Consider the following 22,268-nt stretch of genomic DNA (forward strand, 5'->3'; position numbering starts at 1 on the left):
TCAGTATCTTCGTGAACATCGCTGACTTCCCCCGCCCGGCGGCCTTGATGGCGCATAGCCGGATTTACGGGAGTGGGACCTTTCCGTCCACTGATCGGCCGGGCCGGCGGGCTGCAGCACCCCGCGCTCGAACTCCGGCCCCCGCCAGCAAACCGGTTCCGGCTCAGCTCGCCAGGAACAGGCGCTCCGGCTGGAAGCTGACACCGCGCATCTGGGCATCGCCCTTGCGCAGCGCGAAGCTGACCATCGCCTCGTCGCAGGACTGCGCCTCGCGGACGATCTCGAAACCGATCCGCTGGGCGGTCTGCGTCGGCCCCTCGCCGGCCGACAGCGTCGTCACCAGCCAATGCGCCTTGTCGCGGTCGATCTTGCCGGTCGGGCGGCATTCCCAGACGGCGAAGTCGACGGTCAGAGCCACGAGATAATCAGCGAAGGAAGCGGCCTTGACCATGACGGCACGGTCGAGTGCGATAAGCACATCGAGCGTTTCGCGGCTGATCACAACATCGCTCAAGATCTCGCGCTGAAGCATCTTGACGTCTTCGTCGTCGATCACGTGCCTGTCCATCACGCGATCGACGAATTCACGAAGTTCATGGCTGATCATTGTTCGACCCCTGTCCGGCGTTGTTTTGTGCCGGTATGTCCCAGTTGTGAGGAGACGATGCGGCCACGCTTCTGATCAGGTGGTTAATTCGAGAATCTGAACGCCTGTTCAGGTTAAACGGGTCTGAGTCGATGTGGTTGCGCGGTTATTACCAAAGCCGCTGCGCGGTGGCGGCACACCCCTTCACGACGGCAAGGCCATCGCATTCCCGCTCGCGTCATTCTCGGACGGAGCGGAACGCAGATCCGAGAATCTCGTGACGAGTTGGTGCCGGCCAGCGCCTGTTCCGTGCGGAGATGCTCGGGTCAGGCCCGAGCGTGACCGCGCGGTGAGCGGCGCCGGTCCGCTCAGGAAGCGTGCTACGGCTTGCCGATCAGCCCCGGCAGCGCCGCCCAGTCCTCGATCACATGCGCGGCTCCGGCCGCCTTCAGCGCCGCGACCGACTGGAAGCCCCATGACACGGCCACCGGCGCCACCCCGGCGGCGACCGCCATCTCCATGTCGAAATTGCTGTCGCCGATCATCAGCGTCGCTCCGGGCTGCGCCCCGGTCTCGCGCATCGCCCGCAGGATCATTTCCGGATGTGGCTTCGAGGCGGCGTCATCGGCCGTCTGGGTCGTCGCGAACAGGCCGCCCCAGCCATGACGCTCGATGATGTAATCGGCGCCGCGCCGCGACTTGCCGGTGGCGATGCCGAGCACCGTGTCGGGCCGGCGCGACAGTTCCGCCAGCATCTCGGCGACGCCCGGGAACAACGGCTCGGCCAGCTTCGGATCGCTCTCCGCCTGGAGCCGCATCGCGCCGAAGACCTGGCGATAGGTCTCGGTCAGCACATCGTCCGGCCGCTCGAGGCCGGCGAGGCGCATCAGCGCGATATCCAGCGTCAGGCCGACGATGCCGAGCCCGGCCTCGCGGCCGGGATGCTTGAGCCCGCAGCGCGCAAACGTCTCGAACTGGGCTTCGAGAATGATCGCTTCGGAATTGATCAGGGTCCCGTCGAGGTCGAAGATTACGAGGTTCATGCCGGCGCTTTAGCCGGCTTGGCGCCCCGGCGCCAGCATCGCCGGCGCAGGGGCCTCATGCTTGCGCCCCGCAAGACGCGCCCAGTCCGCTCAACCCTATCCGCTCAGCCCTGGCTGTCCCTGGCACATCCGGCGATCGCGGCGCGCAGAGCCTCGGCCTCCAGCCCCTTGCCGCGGGCCTCCTTGCGGCACTCGGCCCGCTGCGCAAGATCGGGCCGCTTCTCGTTGAAGCAGGCGACCAGCGCCGCGGTCCGCTCGCTGCCGGCAAGCTTGCGGTCATCAGCCTGCTGCTTGCAGACGGCACGTGCCGTCGCCGCGGTCGGCTTGCCGTCGCGTGTCAGCCCGTCGGCGGCATAGAGCTGCACGCCCGGAAAGCGCTCCTGCATGCAGTTGCGCATCGCGCGGCGCAGATCATCGCCCGAAAGCGCGATGTTCTCGGCATAGCAATCGCGCCGCGCCTCGGCTCGGGCGGCGCGCGGAATCGGATCGTCGGAAGCGGCGGCAGTCTGCGGCCCGGCGGCGGCCGGGGTCGGGATCTGCTGGGCCTGGGCGAGGCCGGCGGAAGAGAATGCGAGAACGAGACCGGTAGCGAGCAAGGCGATGCGCGACATGGAATGCCTCCCGTGAACTATCACAGGAACAAACTTAGAACATAACGCGCTTTGTTCCGCAAGTGTTCTTACGCAAGGTCACGCAACCCATTGGTGCGATGCTCTACTCGTCGGGCGCGTCGACGATCGGATCGTAGCGCTCATCCTCGAAGCCGAGCAGGTTCCAGCTCTGGCGCATATGCGGCGGCAGCGGCGCGCTGACGTCGATCGTGCCCTTGCCGCGCGGATGCGGCAGCACGATCCGCCGCGCCAAGAGATGCAGCTTGTTCTGGATGCCGCCGGGCAACTCCCAGTTCTGGATGTTGAAGTATTTGGGGTCGCCGACGATCGGGTGGCCGATATGGGCGGCGTGGGCGCGCAGCTGGTGGGTGCGGCCGGTCACCGGCTTCAGCGAGAGCCAGGCGAGCTTCTGCGCGGCGGTCTCGACCACCGCGTAATAGGTCACGGCATGCATCGCGCCATCGTCGCCATGCTTCGCCACGGCCATGCGCTGGTCGCCGTCATAGGCCTCCTCGCGCGCGAGATAGGTCGAGATCCGGCCCTGGCGGACGCGCGGCACACCGGCGACCAGCGCCCAGTAGACCTTGCGGGCCGAGCGCGAGCGGAAGGTCTTGGCCAGCGTCGCAGCGGCAAAGCGAGATTTGGCGATGACGAGGCAGCCGGAGGTGTCCTTGTCGAGCCGATGGACGAGGCGTGGCTTCTGGCCGTCCTTGCCGGTCAGCGCCTCGAGCAGCCCGTCGACATGGCGCGTCGTGCCCGAGCCGCCCTGCACGGCGAGGCCAGCCGGCTTGTTGAGGACCATGACGTCGTCGTCCTCATAGAGCGTGATCGAGCGCAGGAAGCCGATCGTATCGGCATCGGCCTTGGCCGAACGCGGCCGCTCGTCCTGCTGTTCGAGCTTGAGCGGCGGAATGCGCACGGTCTGGCCGGCTTCGAGCCGGTCCTTGCTGTCGGCGCGCTTGCCGTTCACGCGCAACTCGCCCTTCCGGACGATGCGCTGGATATGGCTGAAGGAGAGCTGCGGGAACCGCGCCTCGAGGAAGCGGTCGATCCGCATCTCGTTCTCGTCCGGCGTCACCACGAGCTGCTGCACGCCGGTCGAAAGCACCTCCGCCGTCACGGCCTTGACCTCGGCGCGGGTCGGCGCCGCCGCGGCCGGCCGCCTGGGAGCGGGCTTCCCGACCGCAGGCGCCGTCTCCGGCCTGCCGCGCCCGGCTGCCTTGGCCTGCCGGCGCGCATCATGGCTCGGCCGCTTGCCGGGGCGAGCCGGCGGGCGCGCCGCACGCGAGCCGGCGCCGCCTTTACCGGAACCTGCCTTGCCCGCGCCGCCCTTGCCGCCCGAACCGTTACCGCCAGACCTCATGACAGTCCCCTGACCAGAGCGAGCCCGCCGACCAGCGCCACGAGCGAAAGAATGACCGAGCCGACGACATAGAGCGCCGCAGCGACGACGTCGCCGCGCTCCCAGAGCAGTACGGCGTCGAGCGAGAAGGCCGAAAAGGTGGTGAAGCCGCCGAGGACCCCGGTGGCGAGGAAGAGCCTCGCCTGCTGCGGCCAGCCCTCCCCGGCCCGCAAAGCGAGCCAACCAGCGAGCAGTCCCATCACGGCGGAGCCGACGATATTGACCGCCATCGTCCCGAACGGAAATCCGGGGCCGAGCCATCGCAGCGCGGCGAGGTTGACGCCGTGCCGGAGCACGCCGCCGATGCCGGCGCCGAGGAAGACGAGAAGCGTGGAGGTCATCGCCATGCAATAGCCAGCGCCGCCGGCCCGCACAAACGAAATCACGCCCATGGCATGGTCCGAGCCGGGCGCAATTGACTTCGGCAGTCGCAGCGCCCCAGAAATTGCGGGAACGGGTGAGCGGCAGCGATAGTGATCGAGCGATTCCCAGGCACCGCCTTGGCTGGCGCGGTGCGGCCGTGGCTCGCGCCGCTGTCGCTCGGCGGGCTCTGTCTCGTGCTGGCGTCCGCGGCCGTCGCCGAGCCCGCACGCCTGCCGGCCCGGCCGCCCCTCGCCGCGACCTTCGCCCGCGCCTGCACCATCGCCCTGCCCGAGACGCAGCCGCTCTTCGCCGGCAAGGAAGCCGAAGCGGCGGATGACGACGAGAACGGCTCGGACGACGATTCGGACGATACCGATGACGACGACGAAGACGAGGATGACGGCGATCCGCCGGAGCGCGGCCTGATCCTGCCCGGCTCGGGCACCTGCCTCTCGATCACCGGCACGGTAAGCGCCGGCCTGCAGCGCGACAGCTTCAAGGTTTCGCGCAACGGCCCGCCTGCGCCTCCGCCCGCGACCTCGTTCCCGACCAGCGCCGCCTTCCGTATCGCGACCTCGCACCAGCTCGCCTCGGGCCTGGTCGTCGGCTCCGCCTTCGGCTTCACGCTCAACAGCCCGGTCGACGGCGTCGGCGAAACCACGCTCGACGAGGCGACGATCCTGATCGGCCCCTGGACCTTCGGCCTCGACACCTCGCGCTTCTCCTTCTGGACCGGCGACGACTTCATCTTCTCGACGCGCGCGCCCTCCCGCACCGTCGGCCTAATCGCGCTGGAACTGCCACTGACGGAGAGTTGGACGGCGACGCTTTCCCTTGAGGACACGGCGCTGGGCAATGGCTCCGCCACCAGCACGACGAGCGGCGCGCCGGCCACGCCCTCGCTCACCTCCCTCGCCCCGGCTCGCTCCTTCCCGGACGGCGTGGCGCGGCTGGTTTACGAGGCCGGTGGCTGGACCGTGCATGGGGCGCTTGCCGTGCGTGAGGCGCCCAGCGGCTCGGCGCGGCCCGGCCGCGCCGGCATCATCGGCGTGACCTATGAAAGGGAGGTCTTCGGAGCGACAAGCAGCCTGACCGCACAGATCGCCGCCGGCATCGACGCAGCGCCCTATATCGGCTCGCAGCTTGACGGGCGCCTGGTCAACCGCGTGCTCTTCGGCACCGATCCGACGCGCGGCTTCTCGGCGCTGGTCTCGACGCGGCGCGAATGGACGGACGAAATCGCGACCAACGCCTTCATCAGCCGCTATTGGCTGGAGGTGCCGCTCGCCGGGCAGGCCAAGGGCGATATCAGGATCGACCGCGTCGCGGCGAACATCGTCTGGACGCCGGTCGAGGGCTTCAAGGCCGGGATCGAGACCTCGGTCGCCTGGGCGAAGATCGCGATCGCCGGCCGAGAGATCCAGGCCGGGCTGGCGGGGCGGCAGATCTCGACGCAGCTTTTTCTCGAGCGGAGTTTCTGACGACCTCGTTCACGCCGAGGTCGTTGCATGCCTGGGCCGGCCCGTCGCGGCGAGCCCGCTCAGCACGATGACGACCGCTCCGGCCAGCGTCCAGAGGTCCGGGACATTGCCGAAGATCAGCAGGCCGAACAGCGCCGCCCAGATCAGCTGGCTATAGGCATAGGGCGCGAGCTCGTTGGCTTGAGCGAAGCGAACGGCCAGGATGAGCAGCAATTGCGCCGCCGCGAAGAACAGCGCCGTCATCAGGCCAAAGCCGATCTCGCGCCAGCCCAGCGGCACATAGGAGAATGGCAGCAGCGCGCTGCAGACGATGAGCCCGACGACTGCGGTGTAGGCCAGGGTCAGCAGGGGACTGTCCGCGCGCATCTTCCGGGCCATGACGAAGGCGAAGGCCCAGGACGCCGCCGAGATCACCGGGAAGATAAGCGCCGGGTGGAAACCCGCAGAGCCCGGCCGGACGATGATCAGCACACCGATCAGGCCAAGGCAGACCGCCGCCCATTGCCGGGCGCGCGCGACCTCGCCGAGCAGCGGCACGGAGAACAGGATCACCAGCAGCGGCGCCACGAAGAACACCGCCGTCGCCTGGGCCAGCGGCAGGAACTGCATGCCGGCGATGAAGCCGAAGCCCGAGCCGAGTAGGCCGATGCCGCGGATGACCTGAAGCAGCGGCTGCCGGGAACGCAGGCCGGCACGACCGAGAGCACGGAGCGCGATCAGCACCGCCAGCGGCGCGAAAACCACGAAGCGGATCCACATGATCTGCGCCGTCGGCACCGTAACCGCGAGCAGCTTGGATTCGGCATCGGAAGCGGCCAGGCAGGCGATCCCGCCCAGCATCAACAGGATGCCGCGCAGCGGATGTCGGGAAGGCGACGAGGTGGACATGCACCGCATCTAGCGGATGGCTGCGGCGCTCGGCTCCCTTGCCTGGGGCCGGCCGCCATGCGCCGGGCACAGGCGGCTGGCCGCCCGTCAAGCTTGGGCGGGCCGCGCCCCTACTCCCCCCGCTCCTGCCGGAGCTTCTCCCAGTATTCCAGCCGCTTCCGGATCTCGCGCTCGAAGCCGCGTTCCGGCGGGTCGTAGAAGAACTGCCGGCCTAGCGCGTCGGGCCAGTAGTTCTGGCCCGAGAAGGCGTCGGGCGCGTCATGATCATAGGTGTAGTCGGCGCCGTAGCCCTCTTCCTTCATCAGCTTGGTCGGCGCGTTGAGGATCGTCTTGGGCGGCGTCAGCGAGCCCGCCTGCTTGGCCGTGCGCATCGCCGCCTTGTAGGCGACATAGGCCGCATTCGATTTCGGCGCGGTGGCGAGATAGATCACGGAATTGGCGAGCGCGAGCTCGCCCTCGGGCGAGCCGAGCTGCTCATAGGTCTCCGCCGCGGCGCGGGCATGGACAAGCGCCTGCGGATCGGCGAGACCGATATCCTCGACCGCCATCCGCACCAGCCGGCGCGCCAGGAAGCGCGGATCCTCGCCGGCGTCGAGCATGCGGGCGAAATAGTAGAGCGCCGCGTCCGGGTCCGAGCCGCGGATCGTCTTGTGCAGCGCCGAGATCAGGTTGTAGTGGCCGTCCTGCGCCTTGTCGTAGATCGGCGCCCGCCGCTGGATCACCTCGGAAAGCCCGGCTTCGTCGAAGATCTCGCCCGGCTTGGCCGCGCGCCAGATCTCCTCGGCCAGCGTCAGCACGGCGCGCCCGTCGCCATCGGCAAAGCGCGCCAGCGCCTCGCGCGCCGCCGGCGTCAGCGGCAGCTCGCGGTTCTCCAGCACCTCGGCCCGCCCGAGCAGGAAGAGCAGCGCCCCCTCGTCCAGCGCCTTGAAGGTCAGCACGCGCGCCCGCGAGAGCAGCGCGGCGTTGAGCGCGAAGGATGGGTTCTCGGTGGTGGCGCCGACCAGGGTGATCGTGCCGTCTTCCATCACCGGCAGGAAGGCGTCCTGCTGGGCCCGGTTGAAGCGGTGGATCTCGTCGACGAAGAGCAGCGTCCCCTTGCCGCCGAGACGGCGGCCGCGGGCGCTGTCGAAGGCCTTCTTGAGATCGGCGACGCCGGAGAAGATCGCGCTGATCTGCTCGAAGCCGAGGTCGACCATGCCGGCGAGCAGGCGCGCCACCGTGGTCTTGCCGGTGCCGGGCGGGCCCCAGAAGATCAGGCTGCCGAGCGAGCGCGAGGCGACGAGGCGCGACAGCACCCCGTCCGGCCCGGTCAGGTGCTCCTGGCCCGCGACCTCGCCGAAAGTGGTCGGTCGCAGACGGTCGGCCAGCGGTCTCGGGCCGGCCTTATCGAGGCCGGAGGCGGCGAAGAGATCGGTCATGGCGCAGAACCGCCGCCGTCATTCCGGGGCGCTGCGCAGCAGCGAGCCCGGACCCCATGAACACAGATTCTGATCATGGAAGCGCCGACATTTCCACCGCTGTTCGGTGTTCATGGGGTCCGGGCTCGGGCCTGTGGCCCGCCCCGGAAAGACGGCGTGGATCGTTGAGCACCCCTCACCCGCCGAACACGGAGGTCACGGTCTTGCCGCCGCGCGAGATCGTCACCTCCCAGGAGCGCTTGCGCTCGCGCGTCGCGGTCTCGAGCTCGCGCGAGGTCGCGATGCGCTCGCCATTGATGGCGAGGATCAGGTCGCCCTTCTGGAAACCGACGCGCGCCGAGGGGCTGCCCTCCTCGATCGCGCCGACGATGACGCCCTCGTTCCCGGTCTCGACCGAGAGTTCCTCCGCCAGAGCCGGCGAGAGGTTCATCACGGTGAGCCCTGAAAGCGGCGAACGGCCGGACAGCGTGACCGGCTCGCGTGGCCGCGTCTCCGGTGCCGGCGAGAGCTTGACCGGCACGACGATGCGCTTGCCGCCGCGCAGTACGGTGAGCGAGGTCACGCCGCCGAGCGGGCGCGTCGCGAAGCGGTAGCCGAAGCTCTCGGGATCGTCGACGGCGATGCCGTCGACCGCCAGGATCACGTCTGAGCGCTTGAGGCCGCCCTCGGCAGCCGGCCCCTTCTCGACCACGCTGGCGACGACCGAGCCCGCCGGCCGGTCGAGTCCGAGCCCGTCGGCGACATCGGCAGTCAGCACCTGCAGGCGCGCCCCGAACCAGGGGCGACGAACCGTTTTCGCCCCGGCCTTGGCGCTGGCGACCACCACCTGGACCATCGAGGAGGGAATGGCGAAGCCGATGCCGACGCTGCCGCCGGAGCGGGAGAAGATCGCCGTGTTGATGCCGACGAGCCGGCCATGGATGTCAACCAGCGCGCCGCCGGAATTGCCGGGGTTGATCGCCGCGTCCGTCTGGATGAAGGACTGCGCGTCGCCGACGCCGACCTGCGTGCGCGCCAGCGCCGAGATGATGCCCTGCGTCACCGTCTGGCCGACGCCGAAGGGATTGCCGATCGCCAGCGAAAGATCGCCGATCTCGATCTTGTCGGAATCGGCGAGCTCCAGCGCGCTCAGATCCTTGGCCTTGATCTTCAGCACGGCGAGGTCGGTCCGCGGATCGCGCAGCAGGATCGTCGCCTCGAATTCGCGCTTGTCGGCGAGCGCGACCTTGACCTCGCTCATGCCGTCGATGACGTGGTTGTTGGTCACGATCAGCCCGTCGGCATCGACGATGACGCCGGAGCCGAGCGAACGCTGCACCTGCTCGCGCGGCACGCCGAAGCCGCCATCGCCGAAGAAGCGGCGGAAGAACGGGTCATCCATGAACGGGTTCTGCGGCCGGCGCTCGATGCGCGCCCCATAGACGTTGACCACGGAGGGCGCCGACTTCTTGACCACCGGCGCGAAGGACAGCGCGACCTGCTGGCGCGTCTCAGGCACCTGGCGGTCCTGCGCGAAAGCCGAGGAGGAAGGCGCCCCGGCGAGCATGGTCGAGGCCAGCAGAGCGGCCGTGACGCATGCACCGGAAAGCTTGATTCGGCCCGACATTCCAGAACCTTTCATGAAACGTATCGACTGCGTTTGCGTTTTCATGGCCGCACTACCGCCATAACCTGCCCGAACCGGGGCATTGCGTCCGGTTTGCGGAGAAGCCCACACGGCACGACCCGCCGGCCTGCCTGACGAAGAAGGGCCCGGTTCGTGAGCCTCATGCGCCTTGTTTATTCCAGCGAAAGCCGCCTCGTCGAGGTCAATCGTCGTGCGGAACTCGCCCGGATGATCGCCACGGCGCAGCGCCTCAATGCCGACAATCATGTAACCGGGTTTCTCCTGGCGACGCCGGGGGCCTTCGCCCAGGTGCTCGAAGGCGACGCTGCGAATGTCGCCGAAACCTATGGCCGGATCGTGGTCGATCCACGCCATGGCAATCTGCGCCTGCTGGCCCGGGAGCCGATCGAGCGTCGCGCCTTCGCCGGCTGGTCGATGGGGCTCTCCAAGCAGGACCAGACGAACGACTTCATCTTCTCGCTTTATGGTGTGACGCCGGAGGCCGATCTCTACGCCCAGCCCGCCGACACCCTGCTCGATCTTGCCGGCGAACTCGCCGGCCGGATCAGGTGAGCTTCGTCCCGACATGAAAAAGGGGCGGCTGCCGCCGCCCCTTTCCAAAGCTTTTGCCTGTCGGGCTGCGCTCAGGTCACGAAGAAGCTCTGCGTGCCATGGGCCTCGATCGCCTCGGCGAGGCGGCTCAGCGCGTGCACATAGGCGGCAGTGCGCATCGAGACGCCCTTGTCCTGGGAGACGCCCCAGATCGCCCTGCCCTCGCGCTCCATGATCGTGCGCAGCCGGTCGTGGATCTCTTCCAGCGGCCAGTAGAAGCCCTGGCGGTTCTGCACCCATTCGAAATAGGAGACGGTGACGCCGCCGGCATTGGCGAGGATGTCCGGCAGGACGACGACGCCGCGCTTCTCGAGGATCGCGTCGGCCTCGCTGGTGACCGGCCCGTTCGCCAGCTCCAGGATGATGCGCGCCTTGACCTCGGCGGCATTGTCCTCGTGGATCATGTTCTCCAGCGCCGCCGGCACCAGCAGGTCGCAATCGACGCCGATCAGAGCATCGGCCGAAAGCGCCTCGTGGCCATTGCTTCCGACGGTGGCGAGCACCGACTTGCCGCTCGCCTTGGCCGAGAGCAGCGCCCCGACATCGAGCCCGTTCGGCGCGAACACGGCGCCTTCCGAATCCGAGACCGCGACGATCTTGTGGCCGTCGCCGGCGAGCAGGCGGGCGATGAACTGGCCGGCATTGCCGAAGCCCTGGACCGCGACGCGCATGTCGTCGCCGAGCCCGAGCTCGCCGGCGAGATGGCGCACGAGATAGTAGCCACCGCGCGCCGTCGCGTCATTGCGGCCGAGCGAGCCGCCGAGCGCGATCGGCTTGCCGGTGATCACGGCCGGTTCCGCCTGGCCGACGATCTGGGCGTACTCGTCGGCCATCCAGCCCATGATCATGGCGTTGGTGTAGACGTCCGGCGCCGGGATATCCCGGTCAGGGCCGATGATGCGCGCGAAGGCCTGGATATAGGCGCGCGCCAGGCGCTCGAGCTCCGCCTTCGACAGCTGCCGGGGATCGACCTGGACCGCGCCCTTGCCGCCGCCATAGGGCAGGTTCATCACGGCGCATTTGAAGGTCATCCAGAAGGCGAGCGTCTCGACCTCGTCGATCGTCGACGACGGATGGAAGCGGATGCCGCCCTTGGTCGGGCCGCGCGTGTCGTCATAGCGGCAGCGCCAGGCCAGGAAGGACTTCCGCGAGCCGTCATCCATGCGGATCATCAGCCGCGCCTTGGTGGTCTCGCGCGCGAATTTGAGCTTCTCGATCACATCCGGGTCGATATTGAGATGCCTGGCCGCGTCGTCCAGCCGGACAAGCGCGTGGTCGAGAAGGCTGTCTTCTGACATCGAATTATCCTGTCGAGTGATCGGGAAACAGGCATTCGCTTAATCAGAAGGCAGCGCAGGTACAAGAGCGAACCGCTTGGTTCGAACTGTTCGAGAATGCATGAGCGACCACGCGCCGCAGCTGGAATGCGGGAAGCCTGGCCGCCGATCCCTCACTTCTCGGTCAGCAGCACGCGGTACTTCTCGATTTCGCCGGGCACCATTCTGGCGACATGGTCCGGCGTCAGCTCGTCCTGGCGGGGCGGTACCGAGGAGAGTTCCTTGAAGCGCGATTGCAGCGTCGGGCTTTCCAGCGCCTTGCGCAGCGCCTCGTTCAGCCGCGCAATGATCGGCTCCGGCGTGCCCTTCGGCGCGAACAGGGCGTTCCAGCCCTGCGCCTGGAAAGCCGGCAGACCGGCCTCCGCACCCGTCGGCACGTCCGGCAGGCTCGGCAGGCGCTGCGGCGTCGCCACCACCAGCGCCTTGACCTTGTTTCCCTGGATCGCCCCGGAGAGCGAGGTCGCGGCATCGCAGACCCCGTCGATCTGGCCGCCCATCAGGTCGTTCAGCGCCGGGCCGGCCCCGCGATAGCTCACCAGGGCGACATCCAGCCCGGAAGCCTTCAGGAAGGTCCGGCAGATCAGATAATTCGAAGAGCCGACACCGGCATGGCCGAGATTGACCTTGCCCGGGTGCTTCTTGGCGTAGTCGATGAACTCCTTCAGATCCTTCGCCGGGAAATCGAGCTTGAGCGCGATCATCGGCGAGGTCTTGGCGACGAGGCCGATCGGCACGAAATCGGCCTGGGTGTATTTCAGGTCGTTGTAGATCGTGTAGGAAGCGGCATTGGTGCCGCTGTTGCCGATCACGATGGTATAGCCGTCCGGCTCGGCCCGGGCCGCCCGGGTCAAGGCGGTAGCGCCGCCGGCGCCAGCCATGTTCTCCATCACGATACGCTGGCCGAGCACTCGCCCCATCTCATCGCCGACGAGACGCGCAATCACGTCCGAGGAGCCGCCGGCCGCGAAAGGCACCAGCATGTTGACCGGCTTCGACGGATACTTGTCCTGGGCCTGTGCCGATACGGCGGCAAGGACGGCCAGAACGGCCAACGCGGCTCGCTTCATGCGAATTCTCCCTCGCGGCGGGCCTTGTCCTGGTTCGCGGCTTCGCCGCCCCTGCCCGCTCGGAAACGAGGCTAGCACTGCCTTCGGAACGCGAACAGCGCGCCCGGCCGCAACAATGGCCGGCGGCAATTGTTTGCTTCGCGCCGCGCAAACGAAAAAGGGCGGCCCGAAGGCCGCCCTTTCAGAACTTTTGGACGCTCGCAGGCTCAGGCGGCCTGCTCGTCATCCGCCGTGAACACCGGGCCCGAATCCTGGCCCTTGGCATCGACGTCGCGATCGACGAACTCGATCACGGCGAGCGGAGCGTTGTCGCCGAAGCGGAAGCCCGCCTTCATGATGCGCAGATAGCCGCCATTGCGCTCCTTGTAGCGCGGGCCGAGCACGGCGAAGAGCTTGCCGACCAGGGCGACGTCCTTGATCTGCGAGATCGCCTGGCGGCGGGCATGCAGGTCGCCGCGCTTGGCGAGGGTCACCAGCTTCTCGACGACCGGACGCAGGTCCTTGGCCTTCGGCAGCGTGGTGGTGATCTGCTCGTGCTTGATCAGGGCCTGGGACATGTTGGCGAACATCGCCTTGCGATGCTCAGCCGAGCGGTTGAAACGACGACCGCGGAAACCGTGACGCATTTGGCTCTCCTGTGATTACGGCCGCCGTGCCACGGTACGGCCGTTCGTTATGCTCCGGCGCCTATGCACCGTGCGGGAAGCTGGCGCGGAGAGGACTCCGCGCCGGCGGGATCAGTAGTGCTCTTCGAAGCGCTTCGCCAGCTCTTCGATGTTCTCCGGCGGCCAGCCGGTGACGTCCATGCCGAGATGGAGGCCCATGGTGGCGAGCACTTCCTTGATCTCGTTGAGCGACTTGCGGCCGAAGTTCGGGGTGCGCAGCATCTCGCCCTCCGACTTCTGGATGAGGTCGCCGATATAGACGATGTTGTCGTTCTTCAGGCAGTTCGCCGAACGCACCGAAAGCTCGAGCTCGTCGACCTTCTTGAGCAGCGCCGGGTTGAAGGGCAGCTGCGGCGCGGTCGAGACGGCCTCTTCCTTGCGCGGCTCCTCGAAGGTGATGAAGACGGCGAGCTGGTCCTGCAGGATGCGGGCGGCAAGCGCCAGCGCGTCCTCCGGCGAGACCGAGCCGTTGGTCTCGATCGCCATGGTCAGCATGTCGCGGTCGAGGTTCTGGCCCTCGCGGGTGTTCTCGACGCGGTAGGAGACCTTCTTCACCGGCGAATACAGGCTGTCGACCGGGATCAAGCCGATCGGCGCGTCCTCGGGACGGTTCTGCTCGGCCGGGACATAGCCCTTGCCGGTGTTGACGGTGAACTCCATGCGGATCTCGGCGCCGTCGTCCAGCGTGCAGAGAACCAGCTCAGGGTTCAGGACCGAGACGTCGCCGACGGTGTTAATGTCACCGGCGGTGACGACGCCCGGGCCGGTCTTGCGCAGGGTCATGCGCTTGGGGCCCTCGCCCTGCATCTTCAGCGCGATGGCCTTGATGTTGAGGACGATGTCGGTGACGTCCTCGCGGACGCCCGGGATCGAGGAGAACTCATGCAGCACGCCGTCGATCTGGACGGCGGTGACCGCAGCGCCCTGGAGCGAGGAGAGCAGCACGCGGCGCAGGGCGTTGCCGAGCGTCATGCCGAAGCCACGCTCCAGCGGACGCGCGATCACGGTGGCCTGACGCTTCGGGTCGTCTCCGACCTTCACTTCGAGCTTGTTCGGCTTGGACAAATCCTGCCAGTTCTTGCTGATCACGACCGCACTCCTGGTGCTTCAATGCAATGGCGACGGCGGGCCGCCCCGTACCGGCACCCGCCCTTGCGGGTGCCGCAATCCGATCCGCGGCTCAGACGCGACGACGCTTGCGCGGCCGGCAGCCATTGTGCGGGATCGGCGTCACGTCGCGGATCGAGGTGACGGTGAAGCCGGCGGCCTGCAGCGCGCGCAGCGCCGACTCGCGGCCCGAACCCGGACCGGTGACCTCGACCTCGAGGGTGCGCATGCCATGCTCGGCAGCCTTGCGGGCGGCATCCTCGGCGGCGACCTGGGCGGCGTAGGGGGTCGACTTGCGCGAGCCCTTGAAGCCCATCGTGCCGGCGGACGACCACGAGATCGTGTTGCCCTGCGCGTCGGTGATGGTGATCATGGTGTTGTTGAACGAGGCGTTCACATGCGCGACGCCGGAGACGATGTTCTTGCGTTCGCGACGACGGACGCGTTGGGCTTCCTTGGCCATGGTCTTTCTTTCATCCTTCAGGCGCGCCCGTCATGCCAGGCGCTGGGGAGAGACGTCATGCCCGGACGAAGGTCCGGGCACCTCTTTCAAGACGCGGCGCTGAAGACGCCGCGTAACGACGGAATGGCCGGGACAGGCCCGGCCACCAGATTCGACGCGAACCGAACCTTACTTCTTCTTGCCGGCGATCGGCTTCGCCTTGCCCTTGCGGGTGCGGGCGTTGGTATGGGTGCGCTGGCCGCGGACCGGCAGCGAGCGGCGATGGCGCAGGCCGCGATAGCAGCCGAGGTCCATCAGGCGCTTGATGTTCATCGTGACTTCGCGGCGCAGATCGCCCTCGACGAGGTAGTCGCGGTCGATCGTCTCGCGGATCTGGAGCACTTCGGCGTCGCTCAGCTGGTTGACGCGGCGCTCGGCGGCGATGCCGACCTTCTCGCAGATCTCCTGCGCCTTGGCCGAGCCAATGCCGTGGATGTACTGCAGCGCGATGACGACGCGCTTGCCGGTCGGAATGTTGACGCCTGCGATACGAGCCATTGTCTCGTCTCTCCATGTCGGCCGCGATGCCCGGTGGCAGCTGCGGCGGTTGAAAGAACCTCGCGTCCGGTGGAGGCCGGCCCGTGCGAGGCGTTGAATCCATTCCATACGAGAACGCGACACCGCCCCTTCTCTCGAAGGCGTCGGCATCGCTCAATGAAACCGGATGGCCGGCTGTTAGTCGCTCCGGGCCAGCCTGTCAAGCTGACTCGGGGCGATGGCGGGGCGCCCTGCCCTCACTTCTTCACGAGGGCGCACTTGCTCTCGGAAAGCGGCGCGATGATCTCGGAAGCCGGGATCTTGCGGACGACCTTGAAGTAGTCCCATGGCGCCTTGGAGGCCGACGGCGCCTTGGCCTCGACCAGCAGCATGTCGTTCAGGAGGCGACCATCCTCGCGGATCTTCGCGCCGGGCGCATAGAAGTCCTCGACCGGCAGCTCCCGCATCTTGGCGGCGACCGCAGGTCCCGCAGCCGTGCCGGCAGCCTTCACCGCCTTGAGATAATGCAGCACCGACGAATAGACGCTGGCTTGGATCATGCCGGGCATCTTCTTGGTCCGCGCCATATAGCGGTCGGCCCAGTCCCGGCTCGGCTTGTCGGCATCGTGATAATAGGCGGTGGTGGTGATCAAGCCCTTGGCCTTGTCGAGGCCGAGACCGTGAATGTCGCTGAGCACCACAACCATGGCCGCGAGCTTCTGGCCGCCGTCGACGAGACCGAACTCGCCGGCCTGCTTGATCGAGTTGATCGTGTCCGTGCCGGCATTGGCGAAGGCGACGATCTTGGCCTTGGACGCCTGCGCCTGCAGCAGGAAGGAAGAGAAGTCCGGCGTCGAGAGCGGCGCCCGGACGGTGCCGAGCGTCTTGCCGCCATTGGCCGCGACGATCCTCTCGATATCGGCGGTTAGCTGGTGGCCGAAGGCATAGTCCGCGGCGATGATGTACCAGCTGTCGCCGCCCTCGCGCAGGATCGAGAGCGCCGTGCCCTTGGCCGAGGTCGCGGTGTCGAAGGTCCACATGAAGCCGGTCGCGGAGCAGTCCTCGTTGAAGAGGCGCGTCGTCGCCGGGCCATTATAGAGCGTGACCTTCTGGCGCTCCTTCGCGATGCCCGCCACCGCGAGCGCGACCGCCGAATTGGTGAGGTCGGCGATGGCCGTGACGCCGTCGACATCGTACCAGCGCCGGGCAAGCCCCGCGGCGATGTCAGGCTTGTTCTGGTGGTCCGCCGCGACGATCTCGATCGGCTTGCCGAGCACCGAGCCGCCGAAATCCTCGATCGCGAGCTTCGCCGCCTCGACGGAGCCGAGCCCGCCGAACTCGGCATAGTTTCCGGACTGGTCGTTCAGAATGCCGATCTTGACCGCGTCCTGTGCCCGCGCGGTCGACGCGGCCGCCAGCAGCGCAGCCGCCACAAGGCAAGCAACCCGTTTCATGCTGTCCTCCCGTCTCCGGCCGGCCAGCCGGCGATGGCTGATCGCCACCGCTCTCGGCTGGAGCCGGTCCGTGTCTCGGCCTTCATGGGCCTATGCCGAGTTCAGTTTCCGGAAGGAGATGTGTCAATTGCGGCAGCGGAGCGCGAAACCGTGCCCGCGCTGGCGCAAATCCGCACAACCCTGGCCTGTGGCCCGCGCTGGACCTCACCGCTTGCGGACGAACTCCGTACGCAGGACGAGCCCCTTGATGCCCTCATAGCGGCAATCGATCTCTTCCGGATTGTCCGTCAGCCGGATCGTCCGGATCACCGTGCCCTGCTTCAGCGTCTGGTTGGCGCCCTTGACCTTGAGGTCCTTGATCAGCGTCACGGAGTCGCCGTCGGCGAGGACATTGCCGGAGGCGTCGCGAACCTCCAGCCCCGCCGCTGCGGCAGCCGCCACCTCCGAAGCCGGGCGCCACTCGCCGGTCGCCTCGTCATAGACGTAATCGTCGTCGGCCATCATTCCACTCCATTGAAAAAGCCGCGCGGCGAGCACCGCGCGGCTTGTGAACTTTAAAACCTGCTTTGCGGCGCTCAGCCCGCCAGCGCCTTCTCGATCGCCGACGTCACACTGTCGATCGGCTGCATGCCGTCGATCGCGGTGAGCTGGCCGCGCTTCTCGTAATAGGGCGCGACCACCGCGGTATCGCGGTTATAGGCCTGGAGCCGGGTCTTGAAGACCTCCGGATCGTCATCCTTACGGACCGGCTGGCCGGCCGCCTTGGCTTCCTCGGCGCGCCGGACGATGCGGTCGACGAGCTTGCTCTGGTCGACCTTGAGCTCCAGCACCTTGTCGAGCTTCAGCCCCTTGGAGGCCAGCATCCCGTCGAGCGCCTCGGCCTGGGCCAGCGTCCGCGGAAAGCCGTCGAGGATGAAGCCCTTCTTCGCATCCGGCTCTTCGATCCGGTCGGCGACGATGCCGATGACGATCTCGTCCGAGACCAGTCCGCCGGCATCCATCACCGCCTTGGCCTTGACGCCAACCGGCGTACCGGCCGCGACAGCCGCGCGCAGCATGTCGCCCGTCGAGAGCTGCGGAATGCCGTGCTTCTCGACGATGCGGATTGCCTGAGTACCCTTCCCCGCCCCCGGCGGCCCCAGGAAGATCAGTCTCATCAGCGCTTTGCCCCCCGCAGCTTCGCCTTCTTGACCAGCCCCTCATACTGATGGGCCAGCAGATGCCCGTGGACCTGCGCCACGGTATCCATCGTCGTCGTCACCACGATGAGCAGCGAGGTGCCGCCCAACAGGATGATCGGAATCTGGGCATAGGAGATCATCATCTCCGGGATCAAGCAGACGATAGTCAAATAGCCGGCGCCGAGCACGGTGATGCGGGTCAGGACGCGGTCGATATGCTCCGCGGTGCGCTCGCCCGGCCGGATGCCCGGCATGAAGCCGCCATGCTTCTTGAGGTTGTCAGCCGTCTCGACCGGATTGAACACGATCGCGGTGTAGAAGAAGCAGAAGAAGATGATCAGCGCCGCATAGAGGATCATGAACAGCGGCCGGCCATGGGCGAGATAGGTCGCGATGGTCGCCAGCACGCCGGTGCCGCCCGAGGCCTGCGAGAAGCTCGCGATGGTCGTCGGCAGCAAGAGCAGCGAGGAGGCGAAGATCGGCGGGATCACGCCGGCGGTGTTGAGCTTCAGCGGCAGAAACGAGGTCTGGCCCTCATACATGCGGTTGCCGACCTGGCGCTTCGGATAGTTGATCAGGAGCCGGCGCTGGGCCCGCTCGATGAACACCACGAAGGCGATGACGACGACGGCCATGACCAGCACGCCGAGCAGCAGGCCGGTCGAGATCGCGCCCTGGCGGCCGAGCTCGAGGGTCTGCGCCAGCTGCGCCGGGAACTCGGCGATGATGCCGGCGAAGATGATGATCGAGGTGCCGTTGCCGATGCCGCGGCTGGTGATCTGCTCACCGAGCCAGAGCAGGAACATGGTGCCGCCGACCAGGGTGATGGTGGTGGAGACCAGGAAGAACGGCCCCGGCTGGAGCACGAGATTGCCCGAGCCCTGCAGGCCGACCGCAATCGCCCAGGCCTGGAACAGCGCCAGCACCAGGGTCAGATAGCGGGTGTACTGGTTCAGGATCTTGCGGCCCGCCTCACCTTCCTTCTTCAGCGCCTCGAAGCTCGGCACGACGCTGGAAAGCAGCTGGATGATGATCGACGCCGAGATGTACGGCATGATGTTCAACGCGAAGATCGCCAGACGGCCGACCGCGCCGCCCGAAAACATGTTGAACATGCCGAGCACACCCTGTTGGGTCTGCTTGAAGAGGTCGGCCACCGCGTCCGGGTTCATGCCGGGCAGCGGAATATAGGTACCGAGCCGGAAGACGATCAGCGCTCCCAGCGTGAACCAGATTCGCTTCTTCAGCTCGTCCGCCTTGGCGAACGCGGCGAAATTCAGGTTTGAAGCAAGCTGTTCAGCCGCGGATGCCATGCGTCCGGTCCTTCGGTGATAGTCAGACAGTCGAACGGCGGCCAAGGCTTCTGGCCCGGCCGCCGTTCGCGTTCAGTCATGTAAGCGTAGGGATCACGCCTGTGAAGCGGCAGCCGTCAGGATCTTGACCGAACCGCCAGCCTTCTCGATCGCCTCGACGGCCGACTTCGACGCGCCAGCAACCTCGAAGGCGAGCTTGGTCGTCAGTTCGCCGACGCCCAGGATCTTGACGCCGTCGCGCGCGGCCTTGCTGATCACGCCAGCGGCGACAAGCGCCTCGATCGTGACGACGCCCTTGGCGTCCAGCTTGCCGGCCTCGACGGCCTGCTGGATGCGGCCGACATTGACCTCATTCAGCTCGCGAGCGAACAGGTTGTGGAAGCCACGCTTCGGCAGGCGCCGATAAAGCGGCATCTGGCCGCCCTCGAAGCCCTTGATCGCGACGCCACCACGCGAGCTCTGGCCCTTGACGCCACGCCCGCCGGTCTTGCCCTTGCCGGAGCCAATGCCACGGCCGACACGGATGCGCGACTTGGCCGCGCCTTCGTTGTCACGGATATCAGTGAGTTTCATGTTCGCCCCTCCTCACTTCGCATCGACGACGCGGACGAGGTGCTTGACCTTCTCGACCATGCCACGCACAGCCGGCGTGTCTTCCAGGGTCGACTGGCGGCGGATCTTGTTCAGGCCGAGACCGATCAGGGTCTGGCGCTGAGACACTTCGCGGCGGATCGGGCTACCGATCTGCTCGACGGTCAGGGTCTTCCCAGCTTTTGCCATCGAACCCTCCTCACGCTTCGGCCGCGGCATCGGTGCCGGCATCGCGACGACGCGTCTGCAGGGCCGAGACCTTGAGCGAACGCCGGGCGGCGACGCTGCGCGGGCTATCCTCGTTCTTCAGCGCGTCGAAGGTGGCGCGCACGAGGTTGTAGGGGTTCGAGGAGCCGAGCGACTTCGACACCACGTCCTGCATGCCGACCGCCTCGAAGACGGCGCGCATCGGGCCGCCGGCGATGATGCCGGTACCGGCCGGGGCAGCGCGCAGAACGACCTTGCCGGCGCCATGGCGACCGTGGACGTCGTGATGCAGCGTGCGGCCTTCGCGCAGCGGGATGCGAACGAGGCCGCGCTTGGCGGCTTCAGTCGCCTTGCGGATCGCCTCGGGAACTTCACGGGCCTTGCCGTGGCCGAAGCCGACGCGGCCCTTCTGGTCGCCGACGACGACAAGCGCAGCGAAGCCGAAGCGACGCCCGCCCTTCACCACCTTGGCGACGCGGTTGATGTGGACCAGACGGTCCACGAATTCGGAATCGCGCTCTTCGCGATCCTGACGGTCACGAGGTTCTCTCGCCATGTCATCCTCTTACTTGCGCGGATCGGACCTGTGAGCCCGCCGCTCGCTCGAGCGCCCCGGACGGGGCAGCCACTATAATGCGGTACGCGGAGAGCCCGAGAGGACCCTCCGCGTACCGCAATTCCTGAACGTCAGAAGCTCAGCCCGCCTTCGCGAGCGGCCTCGGCCAGCGCCTTGACGCGGCCATGGTAGCGATAGGAACCGCGGTCGAAGACCACTTCCTTGACGCCCGCCTTCAGCGCACGCTCGGCAATCAGCTTGCCGATCTGCGTGGCGGCGACGACGTTCGCGCCCGACTTGATGTCGCCGCGGATGTCCTTGTCGAGGGTCGAGGCGGAAGCGAGCGTCAGCCCCTTCGCATCGTCGATGACCTGGACGTAGATCTGCTTGCCGGTGCGATGCACCGACAGGCGCGCACGACCATTGGCAACCGCCTTGATCGAGCGACGGACGCGGGCCTTGCGGCGCGCAGTCGCAACTGTCTGCTTGCTCATCCCTGCCGTCCTTACTTCTTCTTGCCTTCCTTGCGGAAGATGAACTCGCCGGCGTACTTGACGCCCTTGCCCTTGTAGGGCTCGGGGCCACGATAGTCGCGGATTTCCGCGGCGGTCTGGCCGACGACCTGCTTGTCGATGCCGGAGATCACGATCTCGGTCGGCTTCGGCGTCACGATCGCGACACCAGCAGGGATCTCATAGTCGATGTCGTGGCTGTAGCCGAGCGACAGCTTGAGGACCTTGCCGGCGACGGCAGCCTTGTAGCCGACGCCGTTGATCTCAAGCTTCTTCTCGAAGCCGGCGGTGGTGCCGATCACGAGATTGTTGATGCGGGCACGCGAGGTGCCCCAGAGCGAGCGAGCGCGCTTGCTCTGCGAGCGCGGCTGGACGGCGATGGCGCCGTTCTCCAGCACGACCGAGACGTCGTCGGGCACCACGAAGGACATCTCGCCCTTCGCACCCTTGATCTTGACCTCCTGGCCCGCGACGTTGGCGGTGACGCCAGCCGGAACCGAGATGGGCTTCTTACCGATACGAGACATTGGATTTCTCCTGATGAGCAGCTGTGCGCGAAAGGTCAGAAGACCTTGCAGAGCACTTCGCCGCCCACGTTCTGCTCGCGGGCAAGGTGATCGGGCATGACACCCTTCGGCGTCGAGATGATGGTCACGCCGAGGCCATCGGCCACGCGCGGCATCGTCTCCACCGAAGAATAGACACGGCGGCCGGGCTTCGAGACCCGAGAGATCGACCGGATGACCGGCTGGCCCTCATGGTACTTGAGCTCGATGTCGAACTCGGTCCGGCCATTGCCGAACTCGGTCTGGGTGTAACCGCGGATGTAGCCCTCGGCCTGGAGCACGTCGAGCACGCGGGCGCGCAGCTTCGAGCCAGGGGTGGACACGCGGGACTTGCGCCGCATCTGCGCATTGCGGATGCGGGTCAGCATATCTCCGAGCGGATCGATGATCGCCATAACGCTATCTCCTCACCAGCTCGACTTGACGAGGCCGGGAACCAGCCCCTTGTTGCCGAGCTCGCGCAGAGCAACGCGCGACATCTTCAGCTTACGATAGAAGGCGCGCGGCCGGCCGGTCACTTCGCAGCGGTTACGCACGCGAATGCCGGCAGAATTGCGCGGCAGTTCCGCCAGCTTCAGGCGAGCGAGGAAACGCTCGTCCATGGACTGGCTCTCGTCATTGGCAATCGCGAGAAGACGCGCGCGCTTGCCCGCGAATTTCTTCACGAGCGCCTTGCGGCGGTTGTTGTTCTCGACGGAGCTTTTCTTAGCCATCGATTTCTCC

General features: G+C 67.1%; 27 protein-coding genes. 2 read left to right on the forward strand and 25 right to left on the reverse strand.

All coding sequences use genetic code 11. The annotated features are described in order from the left end of the window. Window positions 1–163: 163 nt before the first annotated feature. The 5 genes from DK26_RS27765 to crcB form a co-directional block, all read right to left on the reverse strand. Window positions 164–556 (reverse strand): hypothetical protein, encoded by a 393-nt coding sequence (locus DK26_RS27765; protein ID WP_157089880.1) that lies wholly within the window; start codon window positions 554–556, stop codon window positions 164–166. Between the two features lie 410 nt (window positions 557–966). Further along, on the reverse strand, window positions 967–1,629 hold the full coding sequence (locus tag DK26_RS27770) for an HAD-IA family hydrolase (protein ID WP_066480007.1): 663 nt from the start codon (window positions 1,627–1,629) through the stop codon (window positions 967–969). A 104-nt stretch (window positions 1,630–1,733) separates the two neighbouring features. After that, complete coding sequence (locus tag DK26_RS27775; protein ID WP_066480008.1) at window positions 1,734–2,240, reverse strand: hypothetical protein; 507 nt, start codon at window positions 2,238–2,240, stop codon at window positions 1,734–1,736. Window positions 2,241–2,343: 103 nt separating this feature from the next. Further along, a complete protein-coding gene (locus tag DK26_RS27780; protein WP_083533659.1) occupies window positions 2,344–3,603 on the reverse strand; it encodes an RluA family pseudouridine synthase in 1,260 nt (419 codons plus the stop codon). Continuing rightward, entirely contained in the window at window positions 3,600–3,983 is a 384-nt protein-coding gene (gene crcB / locus DK26_RS27785; protein ID WP_066480092.1) for a fluoride efflux transporter CrcB, read from the reverse strand. The genes DK26_RS27780 and crcB overlap by 4 nt, the downstream gene beginning before the upstream one ends. Before the next feature lie 171 nt (window positions 3,984–4,154). On the opposite strand from crcB, the gene DK26_RS27790 reads away from it, so the two are divergent. Then, entirely contained in the window at window positions 4,155–5,486 is a 1,332-nt protein-coding gene (locus DK26_RS27790) for a hypothetical protein (RefSeq protein WP_210179293.1), read from the forward strand. A 9-nt stretch (window positions 5,487–5,495) separates the two neighbouring features. On the opposite strand, the gene DK26_RS27795 is transcribed toward DK26_RS27790, so the two are convergent. The 3 genes from DK26_RS27795 to DK26_RS27805 all read right to left on the reverse strand — a co-directional run bounded on the left by DK26_RS27795 (window position 5,496) and on the right by DK26_RS27805 (window position 9,338). Then, entirely contained in the window at window positions 5,496–6,374 is an 879-nt protein-coding gene (locus DK26_RS27795) for a DMT family transporter (protein ID WP_066480013.1), read from the reverse strand. 110 nt (window positions 6,375–6,484) lie between these two features. Beyond that, the gene (locus tag DK26_RS27800; RefSeq protein ID WP_066480014.1) at window positions 6,485–7,792 is read right to left on the reverse strand and encodes a replication-associated recombination protein A; all 1,308 of its coding nucleotides are present in this window, start codon (window positions 7,790–7,792) and stop codon (window positions 6,485–6,487) included. A 175-nt stretch (window positions 7,793–7,967) separates the two neighbouring features. Then, on the reverse strand, window positions 7,968–9,338 hold the full coding sequence (locus tag DK26_RS27805; RefSeq protein ID WP_083533661.1) for a DegQ family serine endoprotease: 1,371 nt from the start codon (window positions 9,336–9,338) through the stop codon (window positions 7,968–7,970). 222 nt (window positions 9,339–9,560) lie between these two features. Between DK26_RS27805 and DK26_RS27810 the strand changes: the two genes are divergently transcribed. Beyond that, on the forward strand, window positions 9,561–9,971 hold the full coding sequence (locus tag DK26_RS27810; protein WP_066480017.1) for a BLUF domain-containing protein: 411 nt from the start codon (window positions 9,561–9,563) through the stop codon (window positions 9,969–9,971). A 71-nt stretch (window positions 9,972–10,042) separates the two neighbouring features. Here the strand turns inward: DK26_RS27810 and DK26_RS27815 are convergent, their stop codons facing one another. The 17 genes from DK26_RS27815 to rpsN form a co-directional block, all read right to left on the reverse strand. Further along, complete coding sequence (locus DK26_RS27815) at window positions 10,043–11,308, reverse strand: Glu/Leu/Phe/Val dehydrogenase (RefSeq protein ID WP_066480019.1); 1,266 nt, start codon at window positions 11,306–11,308, stop codon at window positions 10,043–10,045. A gap of 152 nt (window positions 11,309–11,460) precedes the next feature. After that, window positions 11,461–12,414, reverse strand: a complete 954-nt coding sequence (locus DK26_RS27820) for a tripartite tricarboxylate transporter substrate-binding protein (protein ID WP_066480021.1) — start codon at window positions 12,412–12,414, stop codon at window positions 11,461–11,463. Window positions 12,415–12,620: 206 nt separating this feature from the next. Further along, entirely contained in the window at window positions 12,621–13,040 is a 420-nt protein-coding gene (gene rplQ / locus DK26_RS27825; RefSeq protein WP_066480022.1) for a 50S ribosomal protein L17, read from the reverse strand. A gap of 111 nt (window positions 13,041–13,151) precedes the next feature. Then, on the reverse strand, window positions 13,152–14,168 hold the full coding sequence (locus DK26_RS27830) for a DNA-directed RNA polymerase subunit alpha (protein ID WP_066480024.1): 1,017 nt from the start codon (window positions 14,166–14,168) through the stop codon (window positions 13,152–13,154). Between the two features lie 91 nt (window positions 14,169–14,259). Beyond that, complete coding sequence (gene rpsK, locus DK26_RS27835; protein WP_043237079.1) at window positions 14,260–14,649, reverse strand: 30S ribosomal protein S11; 390 nt, start codon at window positions 14,647–14,649, stop codon at window positions 14,260–14,262. A gap of 168 nt (window positions 14,650–14,817) precedes the next feature. Beyond that, on the reverse strand, window positions 14,818–15,186 hold the full coding sequence (gene rpsM, locus DK26_RS27840; RefSeq protein ID WP_066480026.1) for a 30S ribosomal protein S13: 369 nt from the start codon (window positions 15,184–15,186) through the stop codon (window positions 14,818–14,820). Between the two features lie 236 nt (window positions 15,187–15,422). Next, on the reverse strand, window positions 15,423–16,619 hold the full coding sequence (locus DK26_RS27845; protein WP_066480028.1) for an ABC transporter substrate-binding protein: 1,197 nt from the start codon (window positions 16,617–16,619) through the stop codon (window positions 15,423–15,425). A gap of 204 nt (window positions 16,620–16,823) precedes the next feature. Further along, window positions 16,824–17,120 carry an alkylphosphonate utilization protein gene (locus DK26_RS27850; protein ID WP_066480030.1) on the reverse strand — a complete coding sequence of 99 codons (297 nt, stop codon included), beginning with the start codon at window positions 17,118–17,120 and terminating at the stop codon, window positions 16,824–16,826. Window positions 17,121–17,194: 74 nt separating this feature from the next. Then, window positions 17,195–17,776, reverse strand: coding sequence for an adenylate kinase (locus DK26_RS27855; protein ID WP_066480032.1), 582 nt, complete (start codon window positions 17,774–17,776; stop codon window positions 17,195–17,197). Continuing rightward, window positions 17,776–19,113, reverse strand: coding sequence for a preprotein translocase subunit SecY (gene secY, locus DK26_RS27860; RefSeq protein ID WP_066480035.1), 1,338 nt, complete (start codon window positions 19,111–19,113; stop codon window positions 17,776–17,778). Before secY ends, DK26_RS27855 begins: the two co-directional genes overlap by 1 nt. 93 nt (window positions 19,114–19,206) lie before the next feature. Then, window positions 19,207–19,686, reverse strand: a complete 480-nt coding sequence (gene rplO / locus DK26_RS27865) for a 50S ribosomal protein L15 (protein WP_066480036.1) — start codon at window positions 19,684–19,686, stop codon at window positions 19,207–19,209. Window positions 19,687–19,698: 12 nt separating this feature from the next. Further along, window positions 19,699–19,893, reverse strand: a complete 195-nt coding sequence (rpmD, locus tag DK26_RS27870) for a 50S ribosomal protein L30 (RefSeq protein WP_066480037.1) — start codon at window positions 19,891–19,893, stop codon at window positions 19,699–19,701. 10 nt (window positions 19,894–19,903) lie between these two features. Continuing rightward, window positions 19,904–20,467: a 30S ribosomal protein S5 gene (rpsE, locus tag DK26_RS27875; protein ID WP_066480040.1), complete on the reverse strand. Its 564-nt coding sequence runs from the start codon at window positions 20,465–20,467 to the stop codon at window positions 19,904–19,906. 131 nt (window positions 20,468–20,598) lie between these two features. After that, complete coding sequence (rplR, locus tag DK26_RS27880) at window positions 20,599–20,961, reverse strand: 50S ribosomal protein L18 (protein ID WP_066480043.1); 363 nt, start codon at window positions 20,959–20,961, stop codon at window positions 20,599–20,601. 11 nt (window positions 20,962–20,972) lie between these two features. Next, window positions 20,973–21,506, reverse strand: a complete 534-nt coding sequence (rplF, locus tag DK26_RS27885; RefSeq protein WP_066480045.1) for a 50S ribosomal protein L6 — start codon at window positions 21,504–21,506, stop codon at window positions 20,973–20,975. Between the two features lie 35 nt (window positions 21,507–21,541). Then, window positions 21,542–21,940, reverse strand: coding sequence for a 30S ribosomal protein S8 (gene rpsH, locus DK26_RS27890; protein WP_066480047.1), 399 nt, complete (start codon window positions 21,938–21,940; stop codon window positions 21,542–21,544). 12 nt (window positions 21,941–21,952) lie between these two features. Then, on the reverse strand, window positions 21,953–22,258 hold the full coding sequence (gene rpsN / locus DK26_RS27895) for a 30S ribosomal protein S14 (protein WP_066480049.1): 306 nt from the start codon (window positions 22,256–22,258) through the stop codon (window positions 21,953–21,955). Window positions 22,259–22,268 lie beyond the last annotated feature (10 nt).

Origin of the sequence: Allobosea sp. WAO (genome assembly GCF_001509835.1) — a bacterium.
GTDB lineage: Bacteria > Pseudomonadota > Alphaproteobacteria > Rhizobiales > Beijerinckiaceae > Allobosea.